This window comes from Paenibacillus xerothermodurans, assembly GCF_002220865.2.
GTDB classification, from domain to species: domain Bacteria; phylum Bacillota; class Bacilli; order Paenibacillales; family NBRC-103111; genus Paenibacillus_S; species Paenibacillus_S xerothermodurans.
The window spans coordinates 37978-64151 of sequence record NZ_NHRJ02000008.1 but is presented as its reverse complement, the minus strand read 5'-3'; the positions used below and the strand labels follow the sequence as shown (position 1 = coordinate 64151).

27 protein-coding genes and 2 pseudogenes are annotated in these 26174 nt (G+C 50.0%); 9 read left to right on the top strand and 20 right to left on the bottom strand.

From position 1 onward, the window contains the following. Positions 1–149: 149 nt before the first annotated feature. Positions 150–3023 (bottom strand): glycoside hydrolase family 2 protein, encoded by a 2874-nt coding sequence (locus tag CBW46_RS14035; protein WP_089200634.1) that lies wholly within the window; start codon positions 3021–3023, stop codon positions 150–152. 267 nt (positions 3024–3290) lie between these two features. Here CBW46_RS14035 and CBW46_RS14030 point away from each other — a divergent pair, with 267 nt between their 5' ends. After that, the gene (locus tag CBW46_RS14030; RefSeq protein WP_243633315.1) at positions 3291–4169 is read left to right on the top strand and encodes an AraC family transcriptional regulator; all 879 of its coding nucleotides are present in this window, start codon (positions 3291–3293) and stop codon (positions 4167–4169) included. Between the two features lie 208 nt (positions 4170–4377). Here CBW46_RS14030 and CBW46_RS14025 read toward each other — a convergent pair whose 3' ends face one another. The 7 genes from CBW46_RS14025 to ku all read right to left on the bottom strand — a co-directional run bounded on the left by CBW46_RS14025 (position 4378) and on the right by ku (position 11574). Further along, positions 4378–4731 carry a Rieske (2Fe-2S) protein gene (locus CBW46_RS14025; RefSeq protein ID WP_089200632.1) on the bottom strand — a complete coding sequence of 118 codons (354 nt, stop codon included), beginning with the start codon at positions 4729–4731 and terminating at the stop codon, positions 4378–4380. Continuing rightward, positions 4728–6035, bottom strand: coding sequence for an amidohydrolase family protein (locus tag CBW46_RS14020; RefSeq protein WP_089200631.1), 1308 nt, complete (start codon positions 6033–6035; stop codon positions 4728–4730). Before CBW46_RS14020 ends, CBW46_RS14025 begins: the two co-directional genes overlap by 4 nt. A 30-nt stretch (positions 6036–6065) precedes the next feature. Then, positions 6066–7232, bottom strand: a complete 1167-nt coding sequence (locus CBW46_RS14015) for an iron-containing alcohol dehydrogenase (protein WP_089200630.1) — start codon at positions 7230–7232, stop codon at positions 6066–6068. A gap of 34 nt (positions 7233–7266) precedes the next feature. Then, positions 7267–8499, bottom strand: coding sequence for an MFS transporter (locus CBW46_RS14010; protein ID WP_243633321.1), 1233 nt, complete (start codon positions 8497–8499; stop codon positions 7267–7269). A 320-nt stretch (positions 8500–8819) separates the two neighbouring features. Further along, positions 8820–9623, bottom strand: coding sequence for an IclR family transcriptional regulator (locus CBW46_RS14005; protein ID WP_089200628.1), 804 nt, complete (start codon positions 9621–9623; stop codon positions 8820–8822). A 165-nt stretch (positions 9624–9788) separates the two neighbouring features. Then, the gene (locus CBW46_RS14000; protein WP_089200627.1) at positions 9789–10649 is read right to left on the bottom strand and encodes an ATP-dependent DNA ligase; all 861 of its coding nucleotides are present in this window, start codon (positions 10647–10649) and stop codon (positions 9789–9791) included. A gap of 94 nt (positions 10650–10743) precedes the next feature. After that, entirely contained in the window at positions 10744–11574 is an 831-nt protein-coding gene (gene ku / locus CBW46_RS13995; protein ID WP_089200626.1) for a non-homologous end joining protein Ku, read from the bottom strand. 214 nt (positions 11575–11788) lie between these two features. Here ku and CBW46_RS13990 point away from each other — a divergent pair, with 214 nt between their 5' ends. Further along, complete coding sequence (locus tag CBW46_RS13990) at positions 11789–12046, top strand: GlsB/YeaQ/YmgE family stress response membrane protein (RefSeq protein WP_089200625.1); 258 nt, start codon at positions 11789–11791, stop codon at positions 12044–12046. A gap of 269 nt (positions 12047–12315) precedes the next feature. Here CBW46_RS13990 and CBW46_RS13985 read toward each other — a convergent pair whose 3' ends face one another. From CBW46_RS13985 to CBW46_RS13960, 7 genes and pseudogenes are all read right to left on the bottom strand, one after another. Further along, entirely contained in the window at positions 12316–12816 is a 501-nt protein-coding gene (locus CBW46_RS13985; protein ID WP_089200624.1) for a hypothetical protein, read from the bottom strand. Between the two features lie 71 nt (positions 12817–12887). Continuing rightward, entirely contained in the window at positions 12888–12995 is a 108-nt protein-coding gene (locus tag CBW46_RS21865) for a DUF2332 domain-containing protein (protein WP_243633320.1), read from the bottom strand. A gap of 31 nt (positions 12996–13026) precedes the next feature. Then, a pseudogene (locus tag CBW46_RS21860) lies at positions 13027–13392 on the bottom strand (DUF2332 family protein). A gap of 640 nt (positions 13393–14032) precedes the next feature. Continuing rightward, positions 14033–14293, bottom strand: a pseudogene (locus tag CBW46_RS22330) (recombinase family protein); the annotation flags it as partial. A 281-nt stretch (positions 14294–14574) separates the two neighbouring features. Beyond that, positions 14575–15039 (bottom strand): PIN domain-containing protein, encoded by a 465-nt coding sequence (locus CBW46_RS13970; RefSeq protein WP_165842313.1) that lies wholly within the window; start codon positions 15037–15039, stop codon positions 14575–14577. Then, the gene (locus CBW46_RS13965; protein ID WP_089200622.1) at positions 15011–15412 is read right to left on the bottom strand and encodes an AbrB/MazE/SpoVT family DNA-binding domain-containing protein; all 402 of its coding nucleotides are present in this window, start codon (positions 15410–15412) and stop codon (positions 15011–15013) included. The genes CBW46_RS13970 and CBW46_RS13965 overlap by 29 nt, the downstream gene beginning before the upstream one ends. Positions 15413–15934: 522 nt before the next feature. Further along, a complete protein-coding gene (locus CBW46_RS13960) occupies positions 15935–17125 on the bottom strand; it encodes a macrolide family glycosyltransferase (protein WP_089200621.1) in 1191 nt (396 codons plus the stop codon). Positions 17126–17321: 196 nt separating this feature from the next. Between CBW46_RS13960 and CBW46_RS13955 the strand changes: the two genes are divergently transcribed. From CBW46_RS13955 to CBW46_RS13930, 6 genes are all read left to right on the top strand, one after another. Then, positions 17322–17729, top strand: coding sequence for a hypothetical protein (locus CBW46_RS13955; RefSeq protein WP_089200620.1), 408 nt, complete (start codon positions 17322–17324; stop codon positions 17727–17729). 145 nt (positions 17730–17874) lie between these two features. Continuing rightward, entirely contained in the window at positions 17875–18288 is a 414-nt protein-coding gene (psiE, locus tag CBW46_RS13950; protein ID WP_089200619.1) for a phosphate-starvation-inducible protein PsiE, read from the top strand. A gap of 312 nt (positions 18289–18600) precedes the next feature. Continuing rightward, the gene (locus tag CBW46_RS13945; protein WP_089200618.1) at positions 18601–20655 is read left to right on the top strand and encodes a peptidoglycan D,D-transpeptidase FtsI family protein; all 2055 of its coding nucleotides are present in this window, start codon (positions 18601–18603) and stop codon (positions 20653–20655) included. Between the two features lie 150 nt (positions 20656–20805). After that, a complete protein-coding gene (locus tag CBW46_RS13940) occupies positions 20806–21066 on the top strand; it encodes a GlsB/YeaQ/YmgE family stress response membrane protein (protein ID WP_089200617.1) in 261 nt (86 codons plus the stop codon). Positions 21067–21100: 34 nt separating this feature from the next. After that, positions 21101–21526 carry a YtxH domain-containing protein gene (locus CBW46_RS13935; protein WP_089200616.1) on the top strand — a complete coding sequence of 142 codons (426 nt, stop codon included), beginning with the start codon at positions 21101–21103 and terminating at the stop codon, positions 21524–21526. 265 nt (positions 21527–21791) lie between these two features. Then, a complete protein-coding gene (locus tag CBW46_RS13930; RefSeq protein WP_089200615.1) occupies positions 21792–22985 on the top strand; it encodes an FtsW/RodA/SpoVE family cell cycle protein in 1194 nt (397 codons plus the stop codon). Positions 22986–23078: 93 nt separating this feature from the next. Here CBW46_RS13930 and CBW46_RS13925 read toward each other — a convergent pair whose 3' ends face one another. The 5 genes from CBW46_RS13925 to CBW46_RS13905 all read right to left on the bottom strand — a co-directional run bounded on the left by CBW46_RS13925 (position 23079) and on the right by CBW46_RS13905 (position 25587). Further along, positions 23079–23399: a hypothetical protein gene (locus tag CBW46_RS13925; protein WP_089200614.1), complete on the bottom strand. Its 321-nt coding sequence runs from the start codon at positions 23397–23399 to the stop codon at positions 23079–23081. 48 nt (positions 23400–23447) lie between these two features. After that, the gene (locus CBW46_RS13920) at positions 23448–24242 is read right to left on the bottom strand and encodes a sigma-70 family RNA polymerase sigma factor (protein WP_089200613.1); all 795 of its coding nucleotides are present in this window, start codon (positions 24240–24242) and stop codon (positions 23448–23450) included. Then, positions 24239–24688 (bottom strand): anti-sigma B factor RsbW, encoded by a 450-nt coding sequence (gene rsbW, locus CBW46_RS13915; RefSeq protein WP_089200612.1) that lies wholly within the window; start codon positions 24686–24688, stop codon positions 24239–24241. The genes CBW46_RS13920 and rsbW overlap by 4 nt, the downstream gene beginning before the upstream one ends. 19 nt (positions 24689–24707) lie before the next feature. Beyond that, complete coding sequence (locus tag CBW46_RS13910; RefSeq protein ID WP_089200611.1) at positions 24708–25043, bottom strand: STAS domain-containing protein; 336 nt, start codon at positions 25041–25043, stop codon at positions 24708–24710. Positions 25044–25131: 88 nt separating this feature from the next. After that, positions 25132–25587: a DUF948 domain-containing protein gene (locus CBW46_RS13905; RefSeq protein ID WP_089200610.1), complete on the bottom strand. Its 456-nt coding sequence runs from the start codon at positions 25585–25587 to the stop codon at positions 25132–25134. A gap of 268 nt (positions 25588–25855) precedes the next feature. Between CBW46_RS13905 and CBW46_RS21345 the strand changes: the two genes are divergently transcribed. Then, a complete protein-coding gene (locus tag CBW46_RS21345; protein ID WP_165842312.1) occupies positions 25856–26017 on the top strand; it encodes a hypothetical protein in 162 nt (53 codons plus the stop codon). The last annotated feature ends 157 nt before the right edge of the window (positions 26018–26174 follow it).

The following is a 26174-nucleotide window of genomic DNA, read 5'->3' as shown; positions in this document are numbered from 1 at the left end:
GTATGTGCCTCCTTTTGGATTAAAAACCGCTTGATCTGGCTCTGGGCTTAATGTAAGCGCATACCGCAGTCATCCCATAGCTCGATATCCGACTGCGAATGACATCTGCACCTGATGTGAACGTAGGTCGTAAAAGCTGTCTGTTCCGCTTAGACAGTGATGAATGCGGTAGGCAGTCCCGAGCTCGCCACACTTACTACCGACACAAGCCTCCGCCGGCCTAGGGTCACGTTGACAGCGGTCTCCTGCCCGGTGCCGCCTTGCCCGGTGTGCCCGGCTGCGGCGGTCTTCGCTCGTGCGGATGCCGCTGCACCCGCCGCAGACGCCGGTGCCCCGCCGCCTACATCTGCTCCTCCTGCTGCACTGCCAGCTGCAGTCATGGCCGCTCCTGCTCCAGCAGCTGCGCCTGTGCCTGCGACACTAGCTGCGGCCAATGTCGCATCTGCGCTCGCGCTTGCGCCCGCGACTGCACCACTTGCCCGCGCCCCGCCGCCTACACCTGCTCCCCCTGCTGCACTGCCAGCTGCCGCCAATGCCGCTCCTGCACCCGCGCTTACGCCCGCAGCTGCACCACTCGCCTGCGCTCCGACCACGGCCGCACCTGCAGCTGCTGCAGGCTTGGCGCCGGAGGCCGGGCCGCTCGCCGACACAAAGCCGCTTAACGGCACGGATGCCGCCGATCCTCCCGCGGGATCCACGACAATACGCGCCCGCCCGTTGGTGAGCTGGATCAAGCTGGACCCGCGCACCGTGCCTTGGCGGTCGATGAGCTTGCCGTCGCCGGTCAGGCCGAAGCGGACAAAATTCGCCGCGTCTGCACACAGCACACCATTCGCATCAGACGCGAGCGCCTCCACCAGAATCGTGCCGTCGGCCTGCGTTTTCGCGCTCAGCTTAATTTCCGCCGGCTCTCCCCAACGTTCCGTCTGGTATTCGAACGACAGTTCATCACTTACGGTCACCCCATTTTTGCTCGCAACCACCCGCAGTTGATTCGTGCCACACTTTAATACCGTCTCCCAACGCAGTCCTGCCGCAGGGAAATCCTGCGAATCCCGCCGCTTCACGCCGAGACTGACGCCGTTCAAAAACAACTCCGCCTCCGTGCAGTTGGAGTACACCTTCATGCTTTTTCGTTCACCGTCGCGCCCCCAACGAACAGGCATAGTATGGCCGTAGATGCGTACCATCGGCTTCTCCGTCCAATAGGATTGGTAGACGTAATATGCTTCTTTTTTCGTGAAGTCGCGCTCAATGATGCCCTTCATGTTCAGATAAGGTATCGGTGAATCCGGCCGTACCGGTGTCGCAAAATCCTTAAACGCCCACTGTGCCGCCCCTGTGAGCCAATCCATCTTTTCCTGCGATTTCAAATACCAGTCGATCATTTCGCAAAAATAAGTCTCCGACCAATCACCGTCACGGGATACCCGCGGTTCTCCCCCGGTCAGCAGATAATCTCCGTCCCGCTCGTCGGTGCTGCCGCCGCTGCTCGTGAGAAACTCGAAGCCCGTGAACGTCTTCTCCACATGGCGTGTGGCCAAATTATCCGCCCCCCACTCCATGTGGAAGAAGCGGTCGACATTTTCCATCGCTTGGCGGCTGCTTTCCTCGTAGTCGGTGTAAATCCCGCGGTACCAGCCAGCCCAGATAGACGGCGAGTACACGTCGATAATATCCTTGCAAAACTCGCACCGGCGTATAGCCGTCAGTCGACTTGGGTCCAGACGGTGAGAAAGCTCATGCAGTTCTTTCATAAAAGCTCGGATTTCTTCCTGATCGAAGTAATCGAAGTCGCATTCCCAGTCGTTCTCGTTCCCCAGTCCCCATAAAATAATGGACGGATGGTTATAATGCTGCTCGATCATCGCGGTAAGCATATCGCGGCACTGCTGCCGGTAAGATTCCCCGCCGAGACCTCCCCGGCACCAAGGGATTTCTTCCCATACGAGCAGACCCAGCTGATCACACAGATCGAGCACGATCCTCGATTGCTGGTAATGGCCGAGGCGAATGAAATTTGCGCCCATGTCCTTAATCAGCTGCATTTCCGTCCGGATCATATCCTCGGTCATCGCCGGACCCACGCCGGCGTGATCCTCATGCCTATGCGTTCCACGCAGCAGAAGACGTTCCCCGTTCAGCATGAATGGGCCATGCTTCACAAACTCAAACCGCCGCACCCCAAACGCTTCCGTCAACGCGGTGAAGCTCTCTTGTCCCGCCGCCCTGCTTCGCACTTCCACTGTGCAGCGGTATAAGTATGGTCGGTCGGGGCTCCATAGCTCCGGCTGGGCAAGCTCATGCTCGGCAAGCTGCTGCATCCCTTCCCAAGGTGCGGCTTGCATGTCGAACACTGCCACTTCCTGGCCATTACCATCGCTCAGCCGCACGGTCATCTGCAGCTCATCATGCAGCTGCTTAGGATTGTAAAGCTCCGCCCGCACTGCAATTCGGCATGTCCCATGATCCTCGGCCAGATCCGACTGAACATGCACAGTTCGCAGCGACACCGCAGGAACATATACCAAATTCACATACCGGTACAACCCGCCATACAAGTTGAAATCGCTCGCATCTGACGGGATCGTCTCCAAGTCCCTGCTGTTGTCGCAGCCGACCGCCACCGGCGTGAGTCCGTTGTATCGCTCGATCGCGCGCGCCGACTCTGCCGCATCCGTTATATCCACCGTAAACTCATCGTAGCCGCCGAGATGAGATCCCACTTTTTCCGTATACACATACACGTCCGAGCGTTGGCCGGCCCCTTCGAAATGCAGCAGCGTGCGTCCTCCCGGATATGGGTTATTCACGTTCAGTCTGGTGCGGTACCAGCCTTGTCCCTGATAATATTTACCGTCCGGATCCAGTACATCGAGTGCGTTGTATGAGTGAGGCAGCTCTACCCCATGCCAAGGCACATTGTAGTGGTTTTGCAGCTTATCCTGCCGCCAAACCTCCCACGCACCTCCGAGACTCCCCCGGTGATGCTCCCAACCTTGTGTCAACCTTTGCTTTATCACAACGATTCACGCTCCATTTTGCTATGTATGATCCCTCTTGCACGCGCTGGGTCAAACTCGGTTTGACGTTCCCAGACGTCCAACGTGTTCCTTGCTTTGATGTTTCTCGCCACATCCCGGGTGATCCCTTGATTTGCTGTTGCCGGTGCGATTTCATCGATAGTGCCTTATTCCAGTTCAGATTAACAAAAATGAAACCGTTATTGTTTCGTGCACTTATGATAAAATGTTGCTATAATACGGTTCGCTCGTGCGAGGTGTATCCCTGTGTATAACCCTATGAAAATGTTAAATTACATGAATCTCAACCAGCATCCGGTACAGCTTTCTTTCAGCAAAGACCGCACCCACGAATTTGTCGAAGTATATCACGCACACCAAGGCATGGAACTGCTGTATGTCGAGACCGGGGAAGGGCATGCCGTTGTTAACCAACAAATTGTTGCCCTGTCACCAGGCAGTTTGGTCGTTTTCCGTCCGTTTCAGCTGCACCGGATTCAGATGAAGGTCGGCTCCGGCGCGACTTATATCCGCTCGCTGTTTATTTTCGAGCCTTCGGTGCTGGACGAGTTTCTCAAGCCGTTCGCCGCTCTGCAGTCCTTTTTTCAGCAGATATGGAAGGGTGACGCGGTTCCGCAGGTATTCACTGGATTGCCCGAACAGGCGGTGGGACGATTGTTGGATGATTATCGGGATCGTCTGCGTCGCGCGCCGCAGGATAGTCTCCTGGAGGAGCAGGTGCTGTTTCTTATCGCGCTGCTGCAATTCGTCAAATTTCACGGTGGCGCTGATGTGATGGCGATGTCCGCCGCCGCTTCGCGCAAATCAACGACAGCAGAGCTGGTGATGGAGTGGATAGAGGAGCATTATACAGAGGAGTTCGAACTGGATCGCCTGGCAAAAGCAGTCCATCTGTCGCCCAACCATGTGTCTGCTGTGTTTAAACAATCCGTCGGCACTAACATCACAGAGTATTTGACGGCCCGGCGCATCCGCCAAGCCTGTTGGCTATTGAAAACTAGTGATCTGACGGTGCAAGCGATAGGCCAGGCCATAGGATTGAGCAGTTTTCCATACTTCTGCCAGCTGTTCAAGAAGCACGTCGGTGTAAGCCCCTATCGCTTCAAAAAATCTTCGCAGCTGTAGTCTGGCCGGAACCAGCTGCGAAATCTAGCCGAGTTACGCTTCCTATTAAGCCCTGATCATGGCATAATGCAATTTTAACCGCAGGGAACAAATCCAATCCTTCTGGAGGCTCCATCCGTGCTTGACCATCTGTTTCTCTCGCTTATTTAACCACACGTGCATCAAAGCTCTATACTTCTGGCACGGCTACCCGTCTCTCTTCACACACTCACATGTGCACCCAAACTCTATCATCCTCCACGGTTACCTCATACACCTTAACCCTGTAACGCTCCGGATCGACAAGCGACTTGCCGGTCTTAACATCGAATTCCCAACCATGCCACGGGCAGACCAAAATCTCACCGTCCATGCCGTAGATGTATTCATGCGGCTGGGAGGCCAGAGTTGTGCCGGAAAAGGTGCCCTTGCACAGCTCAGCCTGCTCATGCGGGCAAACATTGCGAATAGCAAAATAGTCCCGGCCATCATAGTAAATACCGATGCTGCGCCCATCGATCGTGACGATTTTGCACTTACCGGCTTCAATTTCTCCGACTGCCGCCGCCTCATGTTTTGTCACCGCGCATCACCTGCTTTCCCCACTGATCGTTCACTGCCTGTATGGTTTATATCATCACTGCCTGTGAGATTCATGCGATCACGGTCCGTGAGCTCAGTGCTTGTGAGATTTATACCATCACTGCCTGTGAGATGTATGCGATCACGGTCAGTACAAGCACTGCCTTTGCAGTTTGTGCCGCCATCGCCCTGTGTCAGCTCATCCACATGCAATCCGTACAACTCAGCGGCGTTCTCGCACGCCACGCGTCGGCGCATGTCCTCCGGAAGCTTATTCAGCACAAATGTCGGACTGTCATTGTCCCAATGTGGATAATCCGTTGCGAACATCACCGTTTTTTCAACCCGCATCATACGGAGCATCTGAATCAGTTCCTCGTTGTCCGGCTCCTCTATAGGTTGGGTCGTGAAACGACAGTGCTCGATAATATACTCGCTCGGTTTCATCCGAAGCCACGGGACCTCGCCTCTCATGCCTCTGAAATTCTTGTCCATCCGCCACATCAAATGTGGAACCCAAGCCAATCCGCCTTCAATAAAAGCTATTTTCAGCGTCGGAAATGTTTCGAATACGCCTTCGCACACGATGCTGTTCAACTGCGACATATGATGGATCGCCAAGATATTGTGTCGCTCGAAATTGGTCGTCGGCATACCCACTGCCGAGATCGGCGGATTGATACCGTCGCCTTCGCCGCCACCGTGCAACGCGACAACCAAATTATTGCGCACCGCCGCCTCGTAAATGGGATAAAATCTCCGCTGTCCATAAGGTTCTCGTGAAGAGACGGCCATAATGACTTGAACCACCCTTGGATGGGAACCGAGCCGGTCAATCTCGCGTGCAGCCGTTATCGGATCCTGATTAGCCACAAGAATGGATGCCAGCCAACGGTCGTCCGTCGGCAACCATGTGTCCAGTGTATAGTCGTTGAAGGCCGAGGCCACGGCCGCTGCGTAGTCCGGGTTGTTATGAGCGGACACGGTCAGCAAACTGCCGGTCAGAATCGCCCGGCTTATATTGTACCGGTCCAGCGCATCGGTAATCGCATATTGCGGGTCGGAGCCTGCGGGAAGTCCGTCTCCGGGCGAGGCATCCCTGCGTGACAGTGGAATCGGCTTGAATATCGTGATCGGCAATGTGGCTTCAGGCGCACTCAAACGGGGCCACCAGACTCGTGGCATATAAGGTTTCAGATCGTCAAAGCTTTTTAATGTCTGGTGAAAATCGCAATCAATAAGACTGTGTTTTAGCGCTGACTTCGACTTAACTCTCGCAGTGGTAATAGTAGTGTGTTCCATCATATCGGGTACCTCCCGGTTTGAAAAATTTACTTACTCGACAAACGTGAGCGGACTTTCCCCAGTGAATGCGGCTTTGTAGATTTTTTCCACGTCACTTTTTGTCGTACGCCTCGGATTGATGGCTACATTGCCGCTTTTAAACGTATCCTCGATCATAAGCGGAATGAGTTCCTCGTCCACTCCCAATGCTTTGAACGATTTTGGAATTCCGAGCTGATGATTTAATTTCACAACCTCCTTCACTCCGGCCACGGCGGTTGCGACTTCATTTTCACGCTCGGCCACCCCGAGTGCGCGCGTCACCTGGGCGTAGCCGCGTGGGTTGCCCACTACATTGAAGGCCATCACGTATGGCAACAGGACAGCGTTGGCGACACCGTGAGGCACACGGGCTAAACCGCTGACAGGATGGGACATTGCGTGCACCAGGCCCAATCGCGCCAAGGTGAAGGCGACACCCGCCAGTGTGCTGGCATACAGCATACGGCCAAGCTCTGCCGCATTGCCGTTCGCTGTGGCCGGTCGCAAGGCTTGGCTGATGAGGCGAATCGCCTCCAAAGCGCTTGCATCCGCGTACCAATTTTCAACGTTGTTGGTCAGGGCCTCCACAGCATGAGTCAAAGCATCCATCCCTGTGGCAGCGACCATGTTCGGCGGCAAACTGAGAAGCAGACCGGGATCCAACATAGCTATCTTCGGAATCAGGTATGACGATACAATCGGCGCTTTGAAATGCCTCTCATCTGTAACCACCGTGACGTTCGTCACTTCCGAGCCAGTGCCGCATGTCGTCGGTATTGCAATCAGAGGTGGCAGCGGATTGGTCAGCTTGTTCATGCCCACCAGTCCGGCAATCGGCCCCGGATTAGTAACGAGCATCCCGGCCGCCTTCGCGGTGTCAATGGAACTGCCGCCCCCTACCGCCAAAATCCCATCGCATGCCTGCGATACATACAAATCCCTTGCTTTTTCCACACACGCGATGTCTGGGTCCGGCCGCACCCCATCGAACAGGATAACCTGTATAGCCGACTCAGCTAAGCTTTTCGTCATTCTGTCCAGCAATCCGGAGTCAATCACACCTTTATCAGACACAATCATAACCTTCGTACAATTTAGTGAACTAAATTCACTACCTACGCGCAAACTGCTATCCATCCCGAACTCAATTCTTACCGGCAAAAAAATTGATGACACAACATTCGCCTCCCCAAGCTGAGCTGAAGTTTAGTTATATTTCTGCATTTCTGTGTTCCTTTATCGCGGCAAGCGAGATCAGCGAGATAACACCCGCTACGATAATGTATATTGCAACCGGCACCCACGAATCATTGAAAGCATGAAGCAGCGCGAGTGCAATCATTGGCGCGGTGCCGCCGAACACGGCAGCGCCCAACTGGTTGCCGACGGATATGCCTGTGTAACGTATATTCGTGCTGAAAACCTCCGAGAACATCGTACCCATCACGGCCTCCAGAGGAGCCCAGATAATGCCTATAGCAATCACAGTGGCCACGGTCAGCCAAAATGCAGATTGCAGGGACAACAGATAGAAATATGGAAAAGCGAACAGGATCATCGCTACTGTGCCGCCTATGTATAAAGGCTTGCGGCCTACTTTATCGGACAGCTTGCCCATGCAGGGGATCATGATGATCGTCACCAGATTCGCGATTGCCACGGCATTCAGTACAGTAGATGTCTCATAGCCCAGGTAACCCGTCGCGTAGGCGATTACAAAAGTGGCGAAAATATAATAAGGTCCGGTTTCTGCAAACTTGGCGCCCGCCGTGATCAAAACAGCCTTCCAGTGGTAGCGCAGAGTCTGGAACAACGGGACTCTCGCTATATTGCCGCTCTTTTTGGCTTCTTGAAACGCCGGTGTTTCATCTATGCCTTTGCGAATCCATAGCCCGATGAAGATCAGCACCGCACTTAACAGAAACGGTATCCGCCATCCCCAGGACAGAAACTGATCGTCCGGCATGCCGCTTAACAGGGAAATGCACACGGTGCCGAGCAGCATACCTACGGGGACCCCTAGCTGAGGAATACTTCCGAAGAACCCCCGATTGCTTTTATTGGCATATTCAACTGCCAGTAGTACCGAGCCGCCCCATTCCCCGCCGATGCCAAGACCTTGGCACAGGCGCAGCATGATCAGAAGTATAGGCGCCCACACGCCGATAGCGTGGTAATCCGGCAATACACCGATCAAAAACGTAGCACCGCCCATTAACAGCAGTGTTAATATCAACGTTTTCTTTCTGCCTATCTTGTCGCCGATATGGCTGAAAATAATTCCGCCCAACGGACGAATGAAAAACGACAGCCCGAACGACAAGTAAGAAAGCAGTAAACTCACCACGGGATCATTGCTCAGAAAAAACAATTTGTTAAACACCAGCGCCGCCAACGAGCCATACAAAAAGAAATCAAACCATTCAATCGAGCTGCCGATCATGCTTGCCAATAATGCTCTGTTTGTTTTTTTCTTGGAAAGCTCGTGCGCCAGTGTGTGCGAAGCTTCGTGCGGTACTGGATTCCCTGCCACTTGAGACATAGTACCCCTCCTTCTACTGCGGGTAGTCGACGGCGTGGTTAAGCGCTTACAATAATGAGACGACGCTGCTCAGTTACTGCATTTTCTCAATGAAGGCTAGTGTATTTCTCGTGGGTTGTGGTTGTGGTAAACTAACTACGGAGGATGCATCTTTTCTAATGGGAGTTTGGTCGCTTGCCATTGTTACGAAAGGGTGCCCTCTTTTTTGTCCATTCCGCAGTTCAATGAATCGCCTTTTGACCCTTCCACTGGCGATCATATCCTAGCTTTTCCGATACTTCGGCAGTGGCTGCGAGCAGATATTTCAACAGCTCCTGCTCTTTCGACACCACCCGGATAGTAGGTGCGCAAATGCTGATGGCCGCTGCAATGGCTCCGTTTTTGCCAAAAACGGGCGCCGATATACAGGAGATTCCGCTTTCAAAAGTTTCATAAGATAAATAGTATCCCTTGTTCCGAATTTGCGCCAACTCCAGCCGAAATATGTCCGGATCGACGGTCGTGTGCGACGTGTACGGTTCAAGTGTGGTCGTGGCAAGATATTGCTCCACTTTAGCTTCATTCGTGAAGGCCAATAGCACTTTGCCGAGCGCTGTGGAATACGGAGGTGAAGTCAACGATAAATGAAATTGCAAACGCAAGATTGAATCGTTCGCCACCACGCGGTCCAGCAGCACTACGACGTTTCCGTCCAATACGCCAAAATGTACAAGTTCATTCGTCAGCTTGGACAACTCCACCAATGACGGGTGGGCCACTTTCCGAATATCCAGCTGCTGTTCGAACGCATTGCCTAGTTCAAGACACGACAGGCCCAATTGGTAATTGCCTGTCTCCGCATGCTGAGTGATAAATCGCTTTTCTTTCAAGCCGTCGAGGAGTTTGAGCAGGTAGCTTTTGCTAATACCTAAAAACTCGGATAATTCCAACAAACTGAATTCACCTTTGTGTTTAAAAGCCAGCAAAATGTCTAAAGCGTGAGCAACGTTGCCATACGAACTTTGGGTACTATTCTTTGCTGCCAATTTGGTTGTTCACCCCCTTTATTTGGTGAATCCGGTTTACTAAGCCTATTATATTGGGAAAAGTATGAAACTTCAACCTGTTCAATGAGATACACCAACACCCATGCCGCCAAAGTAAAAAACCCGGCCGCCGGGCCGGGTTCTTAGTGATCAAAACAGGTGGCACTAAACAATGAATTTAACAAAACGCGGTTCGCTTAAGTGACCTTTTCTGGTGTAACTGTCAAATTCGACGCGGGCTTTCACAGCCGGCCGCAATGATACGATGTTGTCATGTTCTGTCACAGCCAGCTGTTTGGCTACCGCGAGCAAGGTCATCCTGTCGATTAGCGTCAGCCCGGCCGTCACCGTGCCCAGCGACCGCAGGCCTTCGCCCTGCTCCACCGCTGCCACGTTAATACCGAAGTTATCCGTGCGATAACCGGTGATATAAAAGTCGCCGTGCTGCCGGTGCCGGATGTTTAACCATTCGTCGCAGCGTTCTCCGACATAAAGACTGTCTTTTCGCTTGGCTATCATTCCGCATATGCTGCGCCGCCGAATTTCCTCGAACAGCCGGCTGCCTTTATCTGCGATGTAGGGCATGAATCCCATATTCGGGTTGCCGAAAACCAGCTGCCGGAGAATCTCCCTGCGTTTACTGAGCGGCAGACCGCGCAGGTCCCTACCCTTGTAATGCAATATGTCAAACACGATATACTGGCATGGATTATGTACGCTGTCGGTGTTAATGTCAGATCGTTTGCGCATGCCGAGTCGCCGTGTGATGCCGGCTGAATCAATCAGCCCGGTGCTTCTGTTTACATTCGCCGCCACACCGTCCAGGACGATATCATCGTCGACGCCTATGTGATACAGCTCAGGAAACAACCGCGTGACATTATGCTGAAACCTGTCGTATAGAGCAGTAATTTTATTTGTTTGTGAAAAGAGCAAGCGACAGCCGTCTAATTTCGGCTCAAAAATGTACTCGTCGTCATCGAAAGGCTCATCATAGCTTTCCGATAACATTGGCTTAAAAAACATATGCGAACAACACCTCTATGTGCCATTGTAACAATGAACCGGCATGCAATAGAAGTGTTAAGTGATGGTTGTGAAGTCAGTTCCAGCCAGAATTTTAACCGGAGGCTGTTTCAGTCCGCTTTTTACCCTTACCTGTTTTCTTTTTCGGAGCGGGCTTATCCGTAACTTGATCGAGGCTCGCTTGTAATGCAGCCATAAGATCAATGACGTTCGTCGTCGGTGCATCCGGCTGTACCGTAATCTCTTCTCCAGCCACTTTCGCGTCAATCGCATCTTTTACTCTCTGCCGGTAGACGTCTTCGTATTTTTTCGGTTCAAAGTCGGTGGACAGCTGTCCGATCAGCATTTCAGCCATATTCAGCTCTTTGTCGCTAACCTCCGCGTTCTCCACGAGATTGGGCACCGCACTTGCGGGCCGAATTTCGTCCGGGAAAAAGATCGTTTCCATAGCGATACAATTGTCCACCAGCCGAATGGCCGCAAGACTGCTCTTATTGCGCAGTGTTATGTTCGCGATGCCGATTTTTCCTGTGTTTTTCAGCGCATGATACAGCAAGTTGTATGCATTCGCACCAGTGTCACCAGGGCCGAGATAGTAGGTTTTTTGAAAGTAAACCGGATCAATTTCACTCAAATCGACAAAGTCTTGAATCTCGATCGCCCTGGACCGCTCACCACCTAGCCGGTCGAGCTCCTCCTTCTCGAATGTCACGTATCTGCCGGGCTGAAATTCGTAACCGCGGACGATCGCATCATTTTGCACAGGTACCTCGCAGTTTTTGCATGTGCGCGCATAAGTGATGGGGCCACCGCACACATTGTGCACCATGCGCATTGATATGCCCTTGTCCTCCGTGGCCGCGTACATTCTGACCGGTATGTTGACCAAACCGAAACTGATCGCGCCCTTCCATATCGTATGCATTATTATTTCCTCCATCTCATTCGAAAACTTACACATATCATTCCCCACGCGCTGTAATATCATGAGATAATTCACGCCGACTCAGACGGCCGTCCCGCCCCGGGTTCCGTGGTGTTGGTCTGGCTAGGAGAAGCTGCCCTGCCCGGAGCGGAGTTTCATTCCCACACTGAACGGTTAAAAATAATCACTTCGAATCAAAGGAGGGAAAACAAAAATGAGTTTCCTGTGGTCGCTAATTATCGGCGGTATTATCGGTTGGTTGGCAGGCATGATTCTCGGTAAGGATATCCCTGGAGGCGTAATTGGCAACATCATCGCAGGTTTCATCGGCGCATGGCTTGGCGGTCTGCTGCTAGGCGACTGGGGGCCGGAAGTCGGAGATTTCTTTATCATACCGGCATTAATCGGTGCGGTCGTCTTGATCGCCATCGCAAGCTTGGTTCTGCGTTCTGTCGGACGTAACCGGAGCTAATTTAATTGATCATCGCACAAGCAAAAGACCTCCTACGTATGCTTTTATTAAAAATGGAGGAAGAAATTCAACCAATAAAACCAAGTCCTTGAGTACAAATATTGAGACATTTTATTGGTGGAAAAAGAATGGATAGAGGTTGCAGATAAGCTCTGAACTCTATCCATTTCTTTTCGTTATGTACAACAACATTTTTCTACAGTAAACCAAATGTCGATAGTTGAACTACCGTTACCCTCTAGCTCAGCGCCAATTCCATAATGATTTTGTCACTCAAGCGGCTTACTAGGTAAGTTGATTCTTATTTCATTGCTGACTTGATTTTCAGTCCAACTCACACTCACCGATGCCTGTTTAATGAATGATTCAAGGGCTTTTTCGTTAGCAAAGGTATAAGTGAAGTAATATTCAAATATTTCATCTTTATCCAATGAACCGTCAGTAACCCCGCTAAAACTGCTCGAATTTTTTTGTAACATTGGCATAGGCTCGTTGAGTTTCATCCCAATTGATTCGGCACTTTGGTTACCTTTATTTATTGTTTCAACAAAAACCCGAATGATAATCGGCGTTTCCAATTGTCGGGACGCTTTGTCAATCTCATTTATCAGTTGTGTATCTCTTACAATATCGTAATTGACCGAAGTCCACAAATTCGCACCTTCATTAGTCTTAGCCTTAAAGTCAGTAATAAAGTTATTTTTGTTTCCACTATTGCATCCAACTAAGCAAAATAAAACGATAAAAATTATTAAACCCTTCTTCAGCATTAGAACACCTCTTTAATGTTTAATGACTGAGCTGGAAATTCAAATCTGCCCCTTAGTTGAATGATGACGAATCATAATTTCCACTTAAACCAACGGCCGTGTCCGTCTGTTTCTGCGAGCGTTTTACTGTAGGCATTGCCGCTAACGAAGTAATCAAGATGAAGGTCTAGGTCCCACATATTGTTATAGAGATGAAACACTTCCCGTTCTCTACCCCAAGAGTTGGAGGCCTGCGCTTGTTCCTATTTCTATAAGAGTTAACGGTTTCTTTATTATTTTAAAAATCAGACAGAAGCTGGGGTACAAATATGCATATCGTCGGACTTCATTAGTTTGGACAAGTTTGTTTTCTAACAGCTGAAGACGATCCCATATTCGTTCTGCTTACAAAAAATCCTTGAAACAATGTATAGCTTCTGAAGATTCCTTCGGTTCGTCTACAATGCTGGGGTAGTACGAGGCCAACTCATGTTCTCTCCCACTTAAAAGCAAGTAGTGAACCGCCCCAAGTAAGAGGTTAGGTACAGGTGTGTCCTGGTTTCGAATGTGCAGCCATTTTAAGCAAGTCCTGGTCATTTGCAATGTTTCCTGCAAGATGTTCATAAAGACTGCTTGAGTTTTTGCATTCCCTTTCCGCAAAAATCCTAAATCGTCCCGATAGCACATCTATGTCCAATCTAGCCACCCACTTTTCCAGATAGTGGTATGTTATTCTCCTAAAAGTGTTTTATATCATACACACTTGGAGTGGGATGGTTGTCACGTTACTTGCAATGATAATAAAAATGAACTTTTCTCACTGAAAAGGTTCAACGTAATGTTGTGTTTAGATGAAACAGTACCAGCTCAATATTAGATTTGGATTGATTCCGCGTACACGAGCATTACCATGTACCGTAGGTTATCTTTACTACCAGGTAGAATTGCAGATTTTGAAAAAGAGAACGCTTGAACAGCGAAAAAGAAGCACCGGAAACGCTTCAGACCCTTGTTCAGGGTAGAGCCATAGACCAATTCTCAAGATACCATTGTTTTCATAAAGTGACTACTCCAACTTAGACATTATTTTTACCTAACAAAAAGCTTACCTTGTGGCGAGAATACAAAAATGTCTAAAACATGAAACAAACAAAAACTTATCGAAGAAAAAAGTGAAGCTAACAAGCAACTATCGGAAATTGGAGGTATATACGGAACTTCCGGCTGGCAAACAGCGTTCCAGCACAACGATATCAGCTTGCAGCTCCCGCATAATATATTTCCACTCCGCAATGATGCCATCATAATCGCGGCCCAGCCGGTCCAGCGCATCCAGATAACAAGATCACCTTCGCGAAGCATCAGCCGCATAGCTTGATACCTCGGCCGGTTACCCGCTTTGCTTATCAATAAAGATGTACTGCTCGTCAATCCCCAACTCCCGAAACTTCACAAACTGCCGTTCCGGCTTTTGGTCTTTGGCCAATACTCGCGGCATAAGCCAGCTCCATGATGCACGCCCCCCAAAAGCTTTGTTTCAAAAAGCAAGAGCGGCAGCTTATTAGTGCCGGATACGATAGTGTCATCGATCACATTGTTTATTTTCTCGCGGTCTAATGTCCTTCGAATATGGGTCATAATCTTTTTGCACTTCCCAACAACTGGTTTCGATTTAAGCCTATATTATCATATATCATCGACCAGCGCAGGCATGAGTGAGGCAACAATTGCTGAAAATGGACAGCCGGATGGCTGCCCATTTATAAAGGAGAGAGTAAGTTATGCTTCTCCGTCATTTTCTTTGTTACTCGCATTAGTCCGAAATTGTTCGGGCGTTTCCACAGTGACCCCAAGAGCTAGGAAGTCTTTTACATTGTAAGTAATTACATGAGCTGGCGTTACTGCCCGCGCATGAGCTGCAAGGTAGGCATCTCCAAAATCGATGCCCTTACCGGTGAAGTTTATTAATGCTTCTTCCACAACCGTTTTCTCTTCACAATCAATGCCTTTCAGATTAATCAAGGAAATCAGTGCATCTTTGATCTCTGTCTTGTTCACTCCAAACTGTCGCCCCTGTAAGACAAACACACATTCATGTATCATAATGGGCGAGACCCGCAGGGTAAAATCGCCCGCCGCTGCATCCTTCACCAGCTGACGGGCCTGTACCGAAAACTGTGCATTGGTGCGCAATGTGTAAATAATAATATTAGTGTCAATCCAAATCTCTGTCTTCTTCTCCAAATTCAATCTCCTCCGTAGTAGTGGCTCCATATTTACTCAAAATCTCCTCGGTGCGACCTTTACGAGCAGCATCGAGATCCAGGACAAAGTTGCCTTCATCCTCTGGTCGGTCAAATATACCGAATAATTCATCAGCCGTCATTAGCCGGATCGGTACAACAGAAAGACCATCTTCGGTCAAAATAAAACGCAGTTGATCACCTTCTTTGAGTCCCAATTCTTTCATGAGTCTAGCTGGGAACGTAATTTGTCCTTTACTTGTGATTTTAGTTGTCGCTTCAACCCGTTCAATGGTTGCGTTCATAGGTTTTTGTTCCTTTCCTTTTTGGGTTAGGTTATGTTGTCTGGAAGAGGAATCATGTTCATGTTTCATTTCCTTACCTCCTAATTTTACCCTAGAATTTTCAATATGTAAAGGAATAACGATTTCTCCTTACATTGATTATATTCCTTATATTTTATTATGTTCCCTGTCTGTTTAAAAATGAATTTCAAATTTTATCGGCTCTGTGAGGATTATGATTCACTTAACTTTTTTTATACGTGGCTGAGAGTCCAAGACAAGAATTCCTTCTCGCTTATTAGCGAGGCATGCAATGGATTTACAAGCTCTGAATGCAAAAAAGCTGCCGTAGGTGCTGCTCCTCGATCCTGACGATATTATGTTCGTCTGTTGGCCTAACGTTGAAGAAATTCTCACTCTCAATAAACTCTTTCGCCTCACTTGTTCATAAAACAAAAGAGGATGAGCACCACACACAGGGGGATAACCCTTAGCATGACTCATCCTTTAATATAATGTCTAACATTGTATTCAATTGCTTATTACTATTGGTTATAGTGGGCTTCCTCCGCCTTTAATGTTACGGAGTAAAGGGGCTCTCTTGCTCACTGTTCAGCGCATTCGCTTTTTTTCCAAAAATTCATTGATTTCTTCCACGGCGCGCCGCGGACCGATGCATTCCTGGAAGCTGTGGTTAATTTGTTCAATGCCTTTGCGATAGGTCTGATCCGAAAGAACCTTGTCTACCGCGGTTCGCAGCGCTTGCGCGTTAACGCTGCTTTTGTCCAGTCGATAGGCTGCGTTCAACTCAACTAGCCGTTGCGCGACCATCGGCTGATCTTTATCGTGCGGAATCACCACCAACGGGACATTGAAATGAATCGCCTCATTTACACTGTTCATCCCGCCGTGTGTGATGAATACATCTGTCTTATCGAGCACTTCCAACTGCGGCACGTAGTGGGAAATAATGAAGTTGCTCGGGGCCGTCTTGATTTTAGTAAAATCCGCACGGTCGCCGGCGGCGATAACGACTTTGCCATCGAAATGGGCGAAGGCGTCCACGCACGTATTGAAAAAATCTTCGACATCCCCCAGAACGGTTCCCATGGAGATGTAAATCACTTTTTGATTATGAAGCTCTGCCAATGGGAAACCTTGCGCATCTTTGCGATCCGGGAAGCTTGGCCCGATGAAAAGATGGCTGTCATCGAACTTTTCGCTTTGCGGTTGAAAATAGCGGCTTGTGTACACCACGGTCAACTCACCGGTGTTATGCATAAACTGTGCGATATTTTTCGGCGTGACACCGAACTGCTCTTTCGTCTGCCGCAATCCCGCGCTTGCCTGCTCGTTCAATGCAATTTCAACGCCGGAATCAGGGTGCAGGGGCAGCATTGTTAACATGTCTGGCGGTATCAGGAATGACGCCGATGACACGATCCCAGGCACCTCCAGGTAATCGCGCACTAATTCCCCCGCACCAAACGTATCATAGAAAACAAAATCAAACTTATAGCTCTCAGCTAACTTTTGCACCACAGACAACGTGTCTATTGATGTTTGAATAAAAATGTTTAAAAGCGCGCTCAGGCCTTCCGGAGCATCCGGCTTGATCGCTGCTGAGCTCAACAAATCCGGCTGCAGATGCACCGTGGCTCCCACGCCTTCGATCCGCTCCTTAAACTTGTCAGTCGTAATATAGTGGACTTGATCCCCACGCTCGGTGAATGCCTTCACCATACCAAGTGTCGGGTTGACATGTCCTGCTGCGGGAAAATTTACGATCAACACATTCGCCATTGCAGTCCATCACACTCCTACTTGTAAAAGCCAAGATTTTAAGACTTCCTGTATTTTAGCGTACAGCAATCACATTCGGCATGCAAATTCTGCGCGTTCATCTGTCACTGCCATCCACGCCGGGTCGCTGCAACTGGCCACCACGTGGGAATGTGCGGCCTCACGTTCGGGCACACTGTAGTTGGGAGGTTTTTCTATGCATTTTGTTAAGTGTTCTAATGTGCGTTTGACCGTACGTCTTGCCATATGGGCTCAGTTCTTGGTGTCGGTATTTGCCACATTAGCCGTGGGGACAACTACGGCTGCAGCGCCTGCAATAGACGAAATCAGGCAGGAAGCACGGCTGAAATGGGAGCGGTCCATGTCCGCCGACCACGGCGAGGAGTACATCCGCTTCGAGCTGTACGATCCTGAACAAAAAGCCGTCGTCTTCAATGGGCAGATCATCATGCCGGACCAATACGTTACGATAGGAACGTTCAGATACCGTAACACCCTGTTCAATACCCCGATCCGGATCAGCGCGGGCGCACAGGGCGACTACACTGCGATAACTCTGTCGAAGCTCAGCGGATATGCTGACCCAATGCCGGAGAGTTTGTGACAGTTTGGCAAACGGCGGCTCACCACTCGAGATACGAAAGGCGTGCAGCGCAGGTAAGCACCGCTGAGCAGACCTCAGCACGAACGGGCCGCGCTGAAACGCCGCATTGGCGGATGTATCCATCAGTTGGAACGGAGGACTATCGGTGGCACAACAAAACAGAAGGCTCAACATTGCGGCGATCCTACAGACCGCTTTAAATACAGCGTTGATTTTGCTCGCTCTCACTCTCTGCATTTTACTCGCCAAGGAGCTCGTCTATTTCATGGCCTCCGCTCTTTTGTATCAGGGTATCGATCACCACTACGAGCTGCTTGAGAGAATCCTGATTTTCTTTCTGTATTTTGAGTTCATCGTAATGATTGTCAAATACTTTCAAGAAGGCTACCATTTCCCGCTTCGCTATTTTCTATACATAGGAATGACCGCCATGCTGCGCTTGATTATAGTGGACCACGATAGCCCTGTGGATACACTGCTGTACGCGTGCGCAATTTTGGTGCTGATTGTCAGCTTCTTTGTAATTAATTCCGTGACGGCTAGGCGGCATAAACTATAATCATGCCCTGGCAATTTCCCCTGTCGATTTTCCCACCCCTCAATGGAATTAACAAAACGCTCAGCGAAAATAATTTCCAATGGTATGAACCCATGGTAAACTGAGAGATACAGTATTGGATAAATTTGATAAAATTGGTTGTAATGGTCCGGTCGTTTGCGGCAGGATTCCGGGAGGAAACGTATGCGCAAGCGCAGGGATTGGCGTCGGATTACGGTAAGTGTACTGCTAGGGCTGCTCGCAGGTGTCGTGCTGTGGGTCGTTATACTGTGGGCGGTACTGAAAGCCAGTTAATGTCGGGGGAGATCACGGGTGAAAAACAGCATTTTTCGGTATACGGAAGAACGGGACGAAGAAATTCAGGCAAGAAAACGCAAGCACTTTTCCATTCGGCTCAATGTATTCTTTTTTGCAACCTTCACACTTTTCACCATACTAGTCGTGCGTTTAGCTATACTGCAGTTTGTGCAAGGTCCTCAGCTGACAATGGAGTCGATGGATATCGACAACAGCAAGAGTCCGATTGCCCCGATCAGGGGGAGCATCTACGACCAGACAGGCCATGCGATCGCCCAATCGCGGTCTATGCATTCGTTGTACTACCGTGTGGAAGGCGGTAAGCTCGATAAAGATCTGATCATTGGCTTGGCGCACAGGCTGGCACAAAATTTTAAAGAGTATGGCCGTCCGGATGCGGAGCAGCTGACTGCAGAGGAAATCGTAAAACGGATGGACGTCGGTTTCGACGTCAACCAGCAGGACACGAAGGAGCCGAGCTACTACTACATCCCCCGCAGAATCAAGACCGACCTGACGAAAGAAGAAATCGCTTACTTTCTCGAACACCGTGATGAGCTGAAGGGCGTCGAGGTGTTTGAAGACAGCATCCGGGTGTACGATCAGCAAACGATTGCATCCCAACTGGTGGGTTATATGAAGAAGTTCAGTGCGGCACGCAATGCCGACACAGGGCTTGAGTTCTACCGGGCGAAAAAAGATGAGTATCTCGACATCGAAGACGTTGGCTTTGACGGTTTGGAACGGCTGTACCAGGAGGAACTCCGCGGGAAAACCGGCTATAAGTCGTATCCCGTCAACGCCGCCCAGAAGATCATCGGGCCTGCCACCATCACCCCGCCGGAAAAAGGCCACAATCTGCATTTGACTTTACACAAAGACGTGCAGCTTGAGACGGAGCAAGCCATCATGGACCACCTGGCGTTTCTGCGCAACCGCAGTGCCGCCGGCCCTGTCGCATACGCTCCGAACGCAAGGTCCGGTTACGCGGTAGCTATGGAGGTCCAGACAGGCAAGGTTGTGGCAATGGCGAGCATGCCGGATTATGACACTAACCGGTGGAACGGCGGATTTAGCACCACATCGGAATATAATCAGGTTGCTCCGTATGTCCCCAACGGAACTATCACAACGGCGTATCCGCCTTATCCTATGGATGAAATAAAGCGCCATCCCTCCTCGATCGTATACATGGGATCTACAATAAAGCCCTTATCCGTGTTAATCGGACTATCAGAGGGTGTACTTTCGCCGAACTCTACTTACAACGACACTGGTTCTTTCACTTTTGGCCGGGGCGCAGGCGCGACGATTAGCAACTCCGACAAAGCTGTGTACGGGGTACTGAATCCAACGACAGCGATACAAAAGTCGTCCAACACGTTTATGTCCGCCATGATCGGCATACCGCTGTGGAGCAAGTATGGCGGGGAGAAATCCAAGGTACTCGACGTATGGGCAGAGCATCTCGCGCAATTCGGGCTGGGCGTGAAGACCGGCAGCGATCTGCCGGGAGAATCGGCAGGCTCGAACGAGTTTTTCGCGAACGCGAAAACGAGCAGCTGGCAGTCGGCCATGGTGTATGCGTCATGGGGACAGAACGAACGGGCGACCACGCTGCAGATCGCACAATTCGCCGCCACATTGGCCAGCCGTGGCAAACGGATGAAGCCGCAATTCGTAGACAAGGTAACCACCGCTAACGGCGAGCTGGTTCGCGGATTCGAGCCGCAAGTGCTTAACGAAGTGAACTATCCGAAGCATCACTGGGATGTGGTGATACGCGGTATGAAGAGCGGTGCCAGAGGCATCGACGAGCTGCCGTTTCCCGTTGCCCGCAAAACCGGCACATCCACGCAATGGGTGGCCGGGGGTTCTGTCGACAACGCAGTGTTCATCGCGTTTGCGCCGGTGGACAATCCGGTGCTAGCCGTTTCTGTTGTCGTACCGGAAGGGAAATTCGGTGCACAGGGAGCGGCCCCAATTGCAGCCAAGATCTTTCAGTCCTATGACCAGCATATTGGCGGGTTAAGCCGACCCGCAGCCGGCGGCAGTGCTGCGACACCATAGCGTAACCGCCGTCTAATCACAAAAAAACGAACCGCCCGCCGGTCTCGTTTTTTTTGTGCCCGGCATGCCATGGTGATTTGTTTCGCGGCATTTTCAACAGGGTAATAAGGAGCATGAAAGGCATCGCCAAACGAAGGGAGCGTGAGATGGATGATCAGCTTACTCATAACTATTATTATGGCAATCGTGATCGGAGCTATCGGTTCGGCGATAGCGCCGGGAGGAATGCCCGGCGGCATTATCGGTTCGATGATAGCAGGTTTTGTGGGAGCATGGTTAGGATCGTTGCTTCTAGGTGCCTGGGGCCCTGTTATCGGAGGGTTTGCTGTCTTGCCGGCGATTTTAGGAGCTGCGTTATTCGTACTGCTTCTAACCTTACTCTCCAAAACATTAAATCGTGGAACATCTTAACACCATACAAATTTTATAAAAGGAGTGATTGACCATGGCAACCGCAGAAAAAAGCAGCAACAACTTGTTGATGGGAACAATCGTAGGCGGCGCAGCGGGAGCGCTAATCGCCCTTCTGCTTGCACCTAAAACGGGTCGCGAATTAAGAGAAGACCTGAAAGGCACGCTGCAGACGATCCAAACCAAAAGTCAGGAATGGGTCGAGCTGGCCAAGACAAAAACAGCCGATACAGTCAACACGGTGAGCGAGCAAAGCTCTCAGATGATGAACAAAGCTCATCAAGTGACAGACACCGCAGTAGAGGCCACGCGCACAGCAGCGAGTTCCATCGCGGAAGCGGCCCACCAGGCGACAGATCAGGCTGAAGCGGGCGTTCAGCGGACTGCGAGCCGTGCAGGTGAGGCTACCCATGAGGCGATCGACGGGGCGAAGCAAGTGCGTCCTTTTGAAAAGGTGTAACACTTCTTCACACTAACTGAAGTTGATGAAGGCTTACTCGGGCATTCATCCAAGGCGGGGCTTGTGCTTTTAGCAAGTTCCGCTTTTTTTTGTCTGCGGGCAGTTATCTGTAAACGCTGCCTTTCTCAGCCCAATCTTTGCCCAACACGGATGTTTGACAAAAATTATCATGGTGGTATAATATATAACTTTTTGATTGACTGGAAATTGTCTGTCATGGTAAATATAGGCTATGTAAAATCCTGGGGTATTTTTGGAGGCGCTGATGGGAGTCCTTATAAAAAGAATACTGAATAGGCTCGACGGAATGATTTTGTTTCTGCTGCTCATCTTTATGGTGATAAGTATTTTCTGCATCTACAGCGCGACATGGAAGGACCCTGAGTTTGTCGGATCGCATAACAAGATGATGTATTTCTATGGGTTGGGGTTCGCCGTTATATTCGCCATGATGTTTATTAATTATAAACTGCTGCTGCGGTTCGCGCCTTTATATTATTTGATTGGTGTGGCACTGCTGGTCTTTCTCTATTTCAAGGGCACCACGCTTAACAATGCTCAGGGCTGGTTCACCCTGCCAGGCGGGCTGAGCTTTCAGCCTGCAGAGCTGTGCAAGCTTTTATTGATCCTTTTTCTTGCCTACTTTTTAACTAAAAGAGATGTCGAAACGCTCAGTTTGTTGAAGGAAGTTCTCCCGATGGGCGTAATAACCCTGGTCCCGTTCGTGCTGGTCCTGATGCAGCCGGATCTCGGAAACGCTATCGGATATGTCGCCATTTTCCTCGCAGTTTGCTGGATAGGACATATCCGCTACAGCCATGCCTTGGCCGGTCTGTTGGTAATTGTCTTAGTGGGCGGAACGTCGCTGTACGGCTACATTACCTATCACGAGGAAGTAAAGCAGTACATGGCATCCAAAAACAAGGAGTACTGGCTCGACCGGATAGATGCCGTGCTTCTGCCGGATCAGGCTTCTGCAAAAGCGACCTATCACATGAGTCAATCGGTAATAGCCATAGGTTCGGGCTCGTTGAAAGGAGACGGCTACCTGCAAGGTACATCCGTGCAAAGGGGCCATGTGCCTTACACTTATTCTGACTCGATTTTTGTCGTTGTCGGGGAAGAGTTTGGATTCCTCGGTGCATCCGTGCTGCTCATGCTGTATTTCCTCTTGATCTACCGGATGATGGTGATTGCACTCAACCTCACCACCAAGTCCGGAATATATATCATACTCGGTACAGCTGCCATGTTCCTGTATCAAATTTTTGAAAACGTCGGGATGCTCATCGGTATTATGCCGATCACCGGTATCACCCTCCCTTTTATCAGCTACGGCGGCACTTCACTAATGATCAACATGATTGCCATAGGCTTGGTGCTCAACATCAAGATTTATGACGATGTACCGGTGGAGGAAAAGCTTACCCTGGGCGGCACGCCCCTGCATGGTGGGTAGCACGAATGAAAAAGAGAATGATAAAAGCAGTTTTTGGAGACCGCCTTACCATTCTCTTCTGTATGATTTATGAAAATGCAATAGAGTGCGTGATTATGGCGCTGTGAGTAGTTGTTCCAACTCTTCGGCTGATTTCCCTTCGGCCAGCAGTTGGCCTACATGATGTCCGGGCTTATCCGGTCTTACAAAATGATCTTGCTCCAGATGATACCCATTGGCCTTGGCTATGGCATGCAGCTGGCAGAAACGTTCCGCAGATGCGACTGCTTCGTCCATATTGGAAAACGTTTGCAGCGCGTTGCCTTGTCCCAGCGGATTATTATGTGCCCGGATGCTGACTTGATACACGCCCGTGTCTGTTTCGTGGACCAGCACTTCACTTCCGTCACATTGTATCGTGTGCTTGATTTTCATAAAACCCACCGCCTTAGGTTTAAATGCTATGTTACCATGCACGATTTATTACCCCTTAGGACCGGAGCGTGAATCATCCTCCTCCTTGGCTTCCGCGAAGTACTTTCTCAGCTTGTCCAACGCCCGTTTTTGGATACGGGAGACGCTCATCTGGGATACGTTCAACGCCTGTGCAATCATACGCTGTGATTGTCCCTCGACATAAGCGAGATGGAGCACCTGCTGTTCTTCTTTCTTCAAGTGAGCCATGGCCTGCTGCAGATCCAGACGCCGTTCCAGCTGCTGATAGTCGTCCTGCTCTGTGCCAAGCAGATCTCCGATGGTGGCACCACTTTCTTCAGACGAGAGTGGGGTGTCGAGTGACACATAGTGATAATATTCACGCCCAGCCAGAATTTCGATAGTTTCTTCCACGGTGAGGCCGACATCGGCTGCTATCTCTTCGACATTAGGGGAGCGCTCCAGCTGTACCGTGAGCCGGTCGATGGCCTCCTGGATGCGCCCCCCCTTCTCTTTCACGCGCCGTGGCACTTGCACATACCATGACTTATCACGTAAATAGTTTTTCATATGTCCGATGACACTCTTCATCATGTACGGCTCGAATTGAACGCCTTGGGCTGCGTCAAATTGCTTGAACAGGCGCAGCATTGACATCTGGCCTACTTGGTACAAATCTTCATAGAGGTCCGGACGATTACGCGACATTTTTCCTGCAGCCATCTTTACCATAGGCTCAAACTGCAGCAGCAATGTGGTAGCCACTTCGTTACAACCCGTTTCCTGATACTCAAGAATTAGCTCATGGATATTGATTGCCGGTCTCTCTGAATTCAATTTCATACCATTTCCTCGCTTTTGCTAAGCCATTTGGTCAGTTTGACCTCAGTGCCGCGTCCGCTCACCACTTCTACATCATCCATTAAAGCTTGCATCAGGTAAATGCCCAAGCCTCCGATTTGTGCCTCTTCCAACGACTTATCATGCAGTGATTCCGCTTGTTGTGCCTTTTCCGCATAGTTGAAGCTGCTTCCCTCATCTCTGACACAAATACGCAGTCCATTCTCGAGCATTTCAAAACGCACTTCCATCGTTCCGCCGTGGCCCGGCTCATAAGCGTGAACGACCACGTTATTGCACGCCTCTGCTACAGCCACCTTCATATCCTCGATTTCTTCATACGAGAATCCCGCTTTGGTACATATACCGTACAAAGTAAGACGGACAACATCGATGAATTCAGCTTCGGCCGGCAGGGTCATGCTAACAGCACGATTGATATGATCCATAACGTCTATTCTTTCCTTTCTAATTAGCATAGTTCGAAGTTTGCTGAATGAATGACGTCAGTCCGGTCATATCAAACAGTCTTTGGATTTTAGTGGGAATTTCTTCTACCAGGATCGGCGCCTTTAACACGTGGCGGGCTTTCAGCAGTGACAAAATGACTCCAATTCCGGTACTGTCAATATATTGCAAGTCCTTCAAGTTGAGCACCAGCGTACGCCCGGTTTCGGCAACGTACGGGTCAGCCGCCGCTCGCAGATCGGCAGCCTTGGACAGATCAAGCTCTCCCTTTAAATACAGCACGTGGCTGTCAGGGGAAACTTGGCGCTCTATTTCAAATTGATGATTTCTGTTCATACAATCGATATCCTCCTTATAAATCAGCGATAGGGTATAAACATAGTTTATCATTACCCTATCCAGCAGCAAATGAAACAGGGCGAAATTATTTCGCCCCGGCTTGCACTTGTCTGCTCTTGAACTGCTGCCATAAATCTATAATGATGGGAATGCTCTTGATCGCTGTCGCCAGGTTGCTCTTCGGCGGCACATCGGCATTCACTTTTTCCTGGATCGTGCGGGCGACCGTCACCGACGCGTGCTTCACAGACGATGTAATCTCTTCTACAGCTTCGCCCACCTGTTTTACCGAATCAAACGTAGGCTCGAGGGCGTGCAGTTTGTTCAACACATCCGCTGTCACCGCGTTAGTATGGTGCAGCACTTCGGAAGCTTCTTTGGAAATGCCTTTTATCTCATACCGCAAATCCTGGATTGTCGTATTGCTTTGGCTTAACAACGCCATCATGGTACGCAGCGTAAATATCAGAAAAACAACCAGCACCACAAAGGCCACCGCTATGACTGCTACGCTAATCTCGATGATCAAATTTCCGTCCATACTTATCGTCCCCTTCGGCGTGAATTTGAATGATTTACCTTTTATATACCCTGCCATGCGCGATGCGAAACTTCGATTGGGAACTGTTTGCATGGCTCGTATTCCCCATGACGAAACCTGTATTCTGCCCATTCATTGGGCGAAACTGTCTGGAGCAAGTGCGCATGCCCTGGCTCGCGCGATGGGAGCTTTGATTCAGTCTGAAACGGCGGGGGTAATAAGCGGTACGGGCGCAAGCCAATCCAACCATGGAATGGGGCGATGAACAATGGAACCGAATAGCAACATGGATATCGAGAAAAAAAGCGTGGAACACAAGTACGACAAGGGTATGGTAACTTCCACTTTTATAAAGTACGCCACATATGTGATTATTTTCTTCGGACTCATGTACTTTATCGTGCAGTACGTAATCCCCGCGTTCGATTGACCTTTGCATCACATAGCTTCAGCTTTCGTCCTCATGAACAACGGGCGAGGCTGAAGTTTTTTTGTGCGCCCATATACAACAAGTATGCACCAGCGGCGACGACGGACATAGTTCGGGTTTGTCGCTATTAGCAAGCTGCTCCCCGCCTCATCAACTA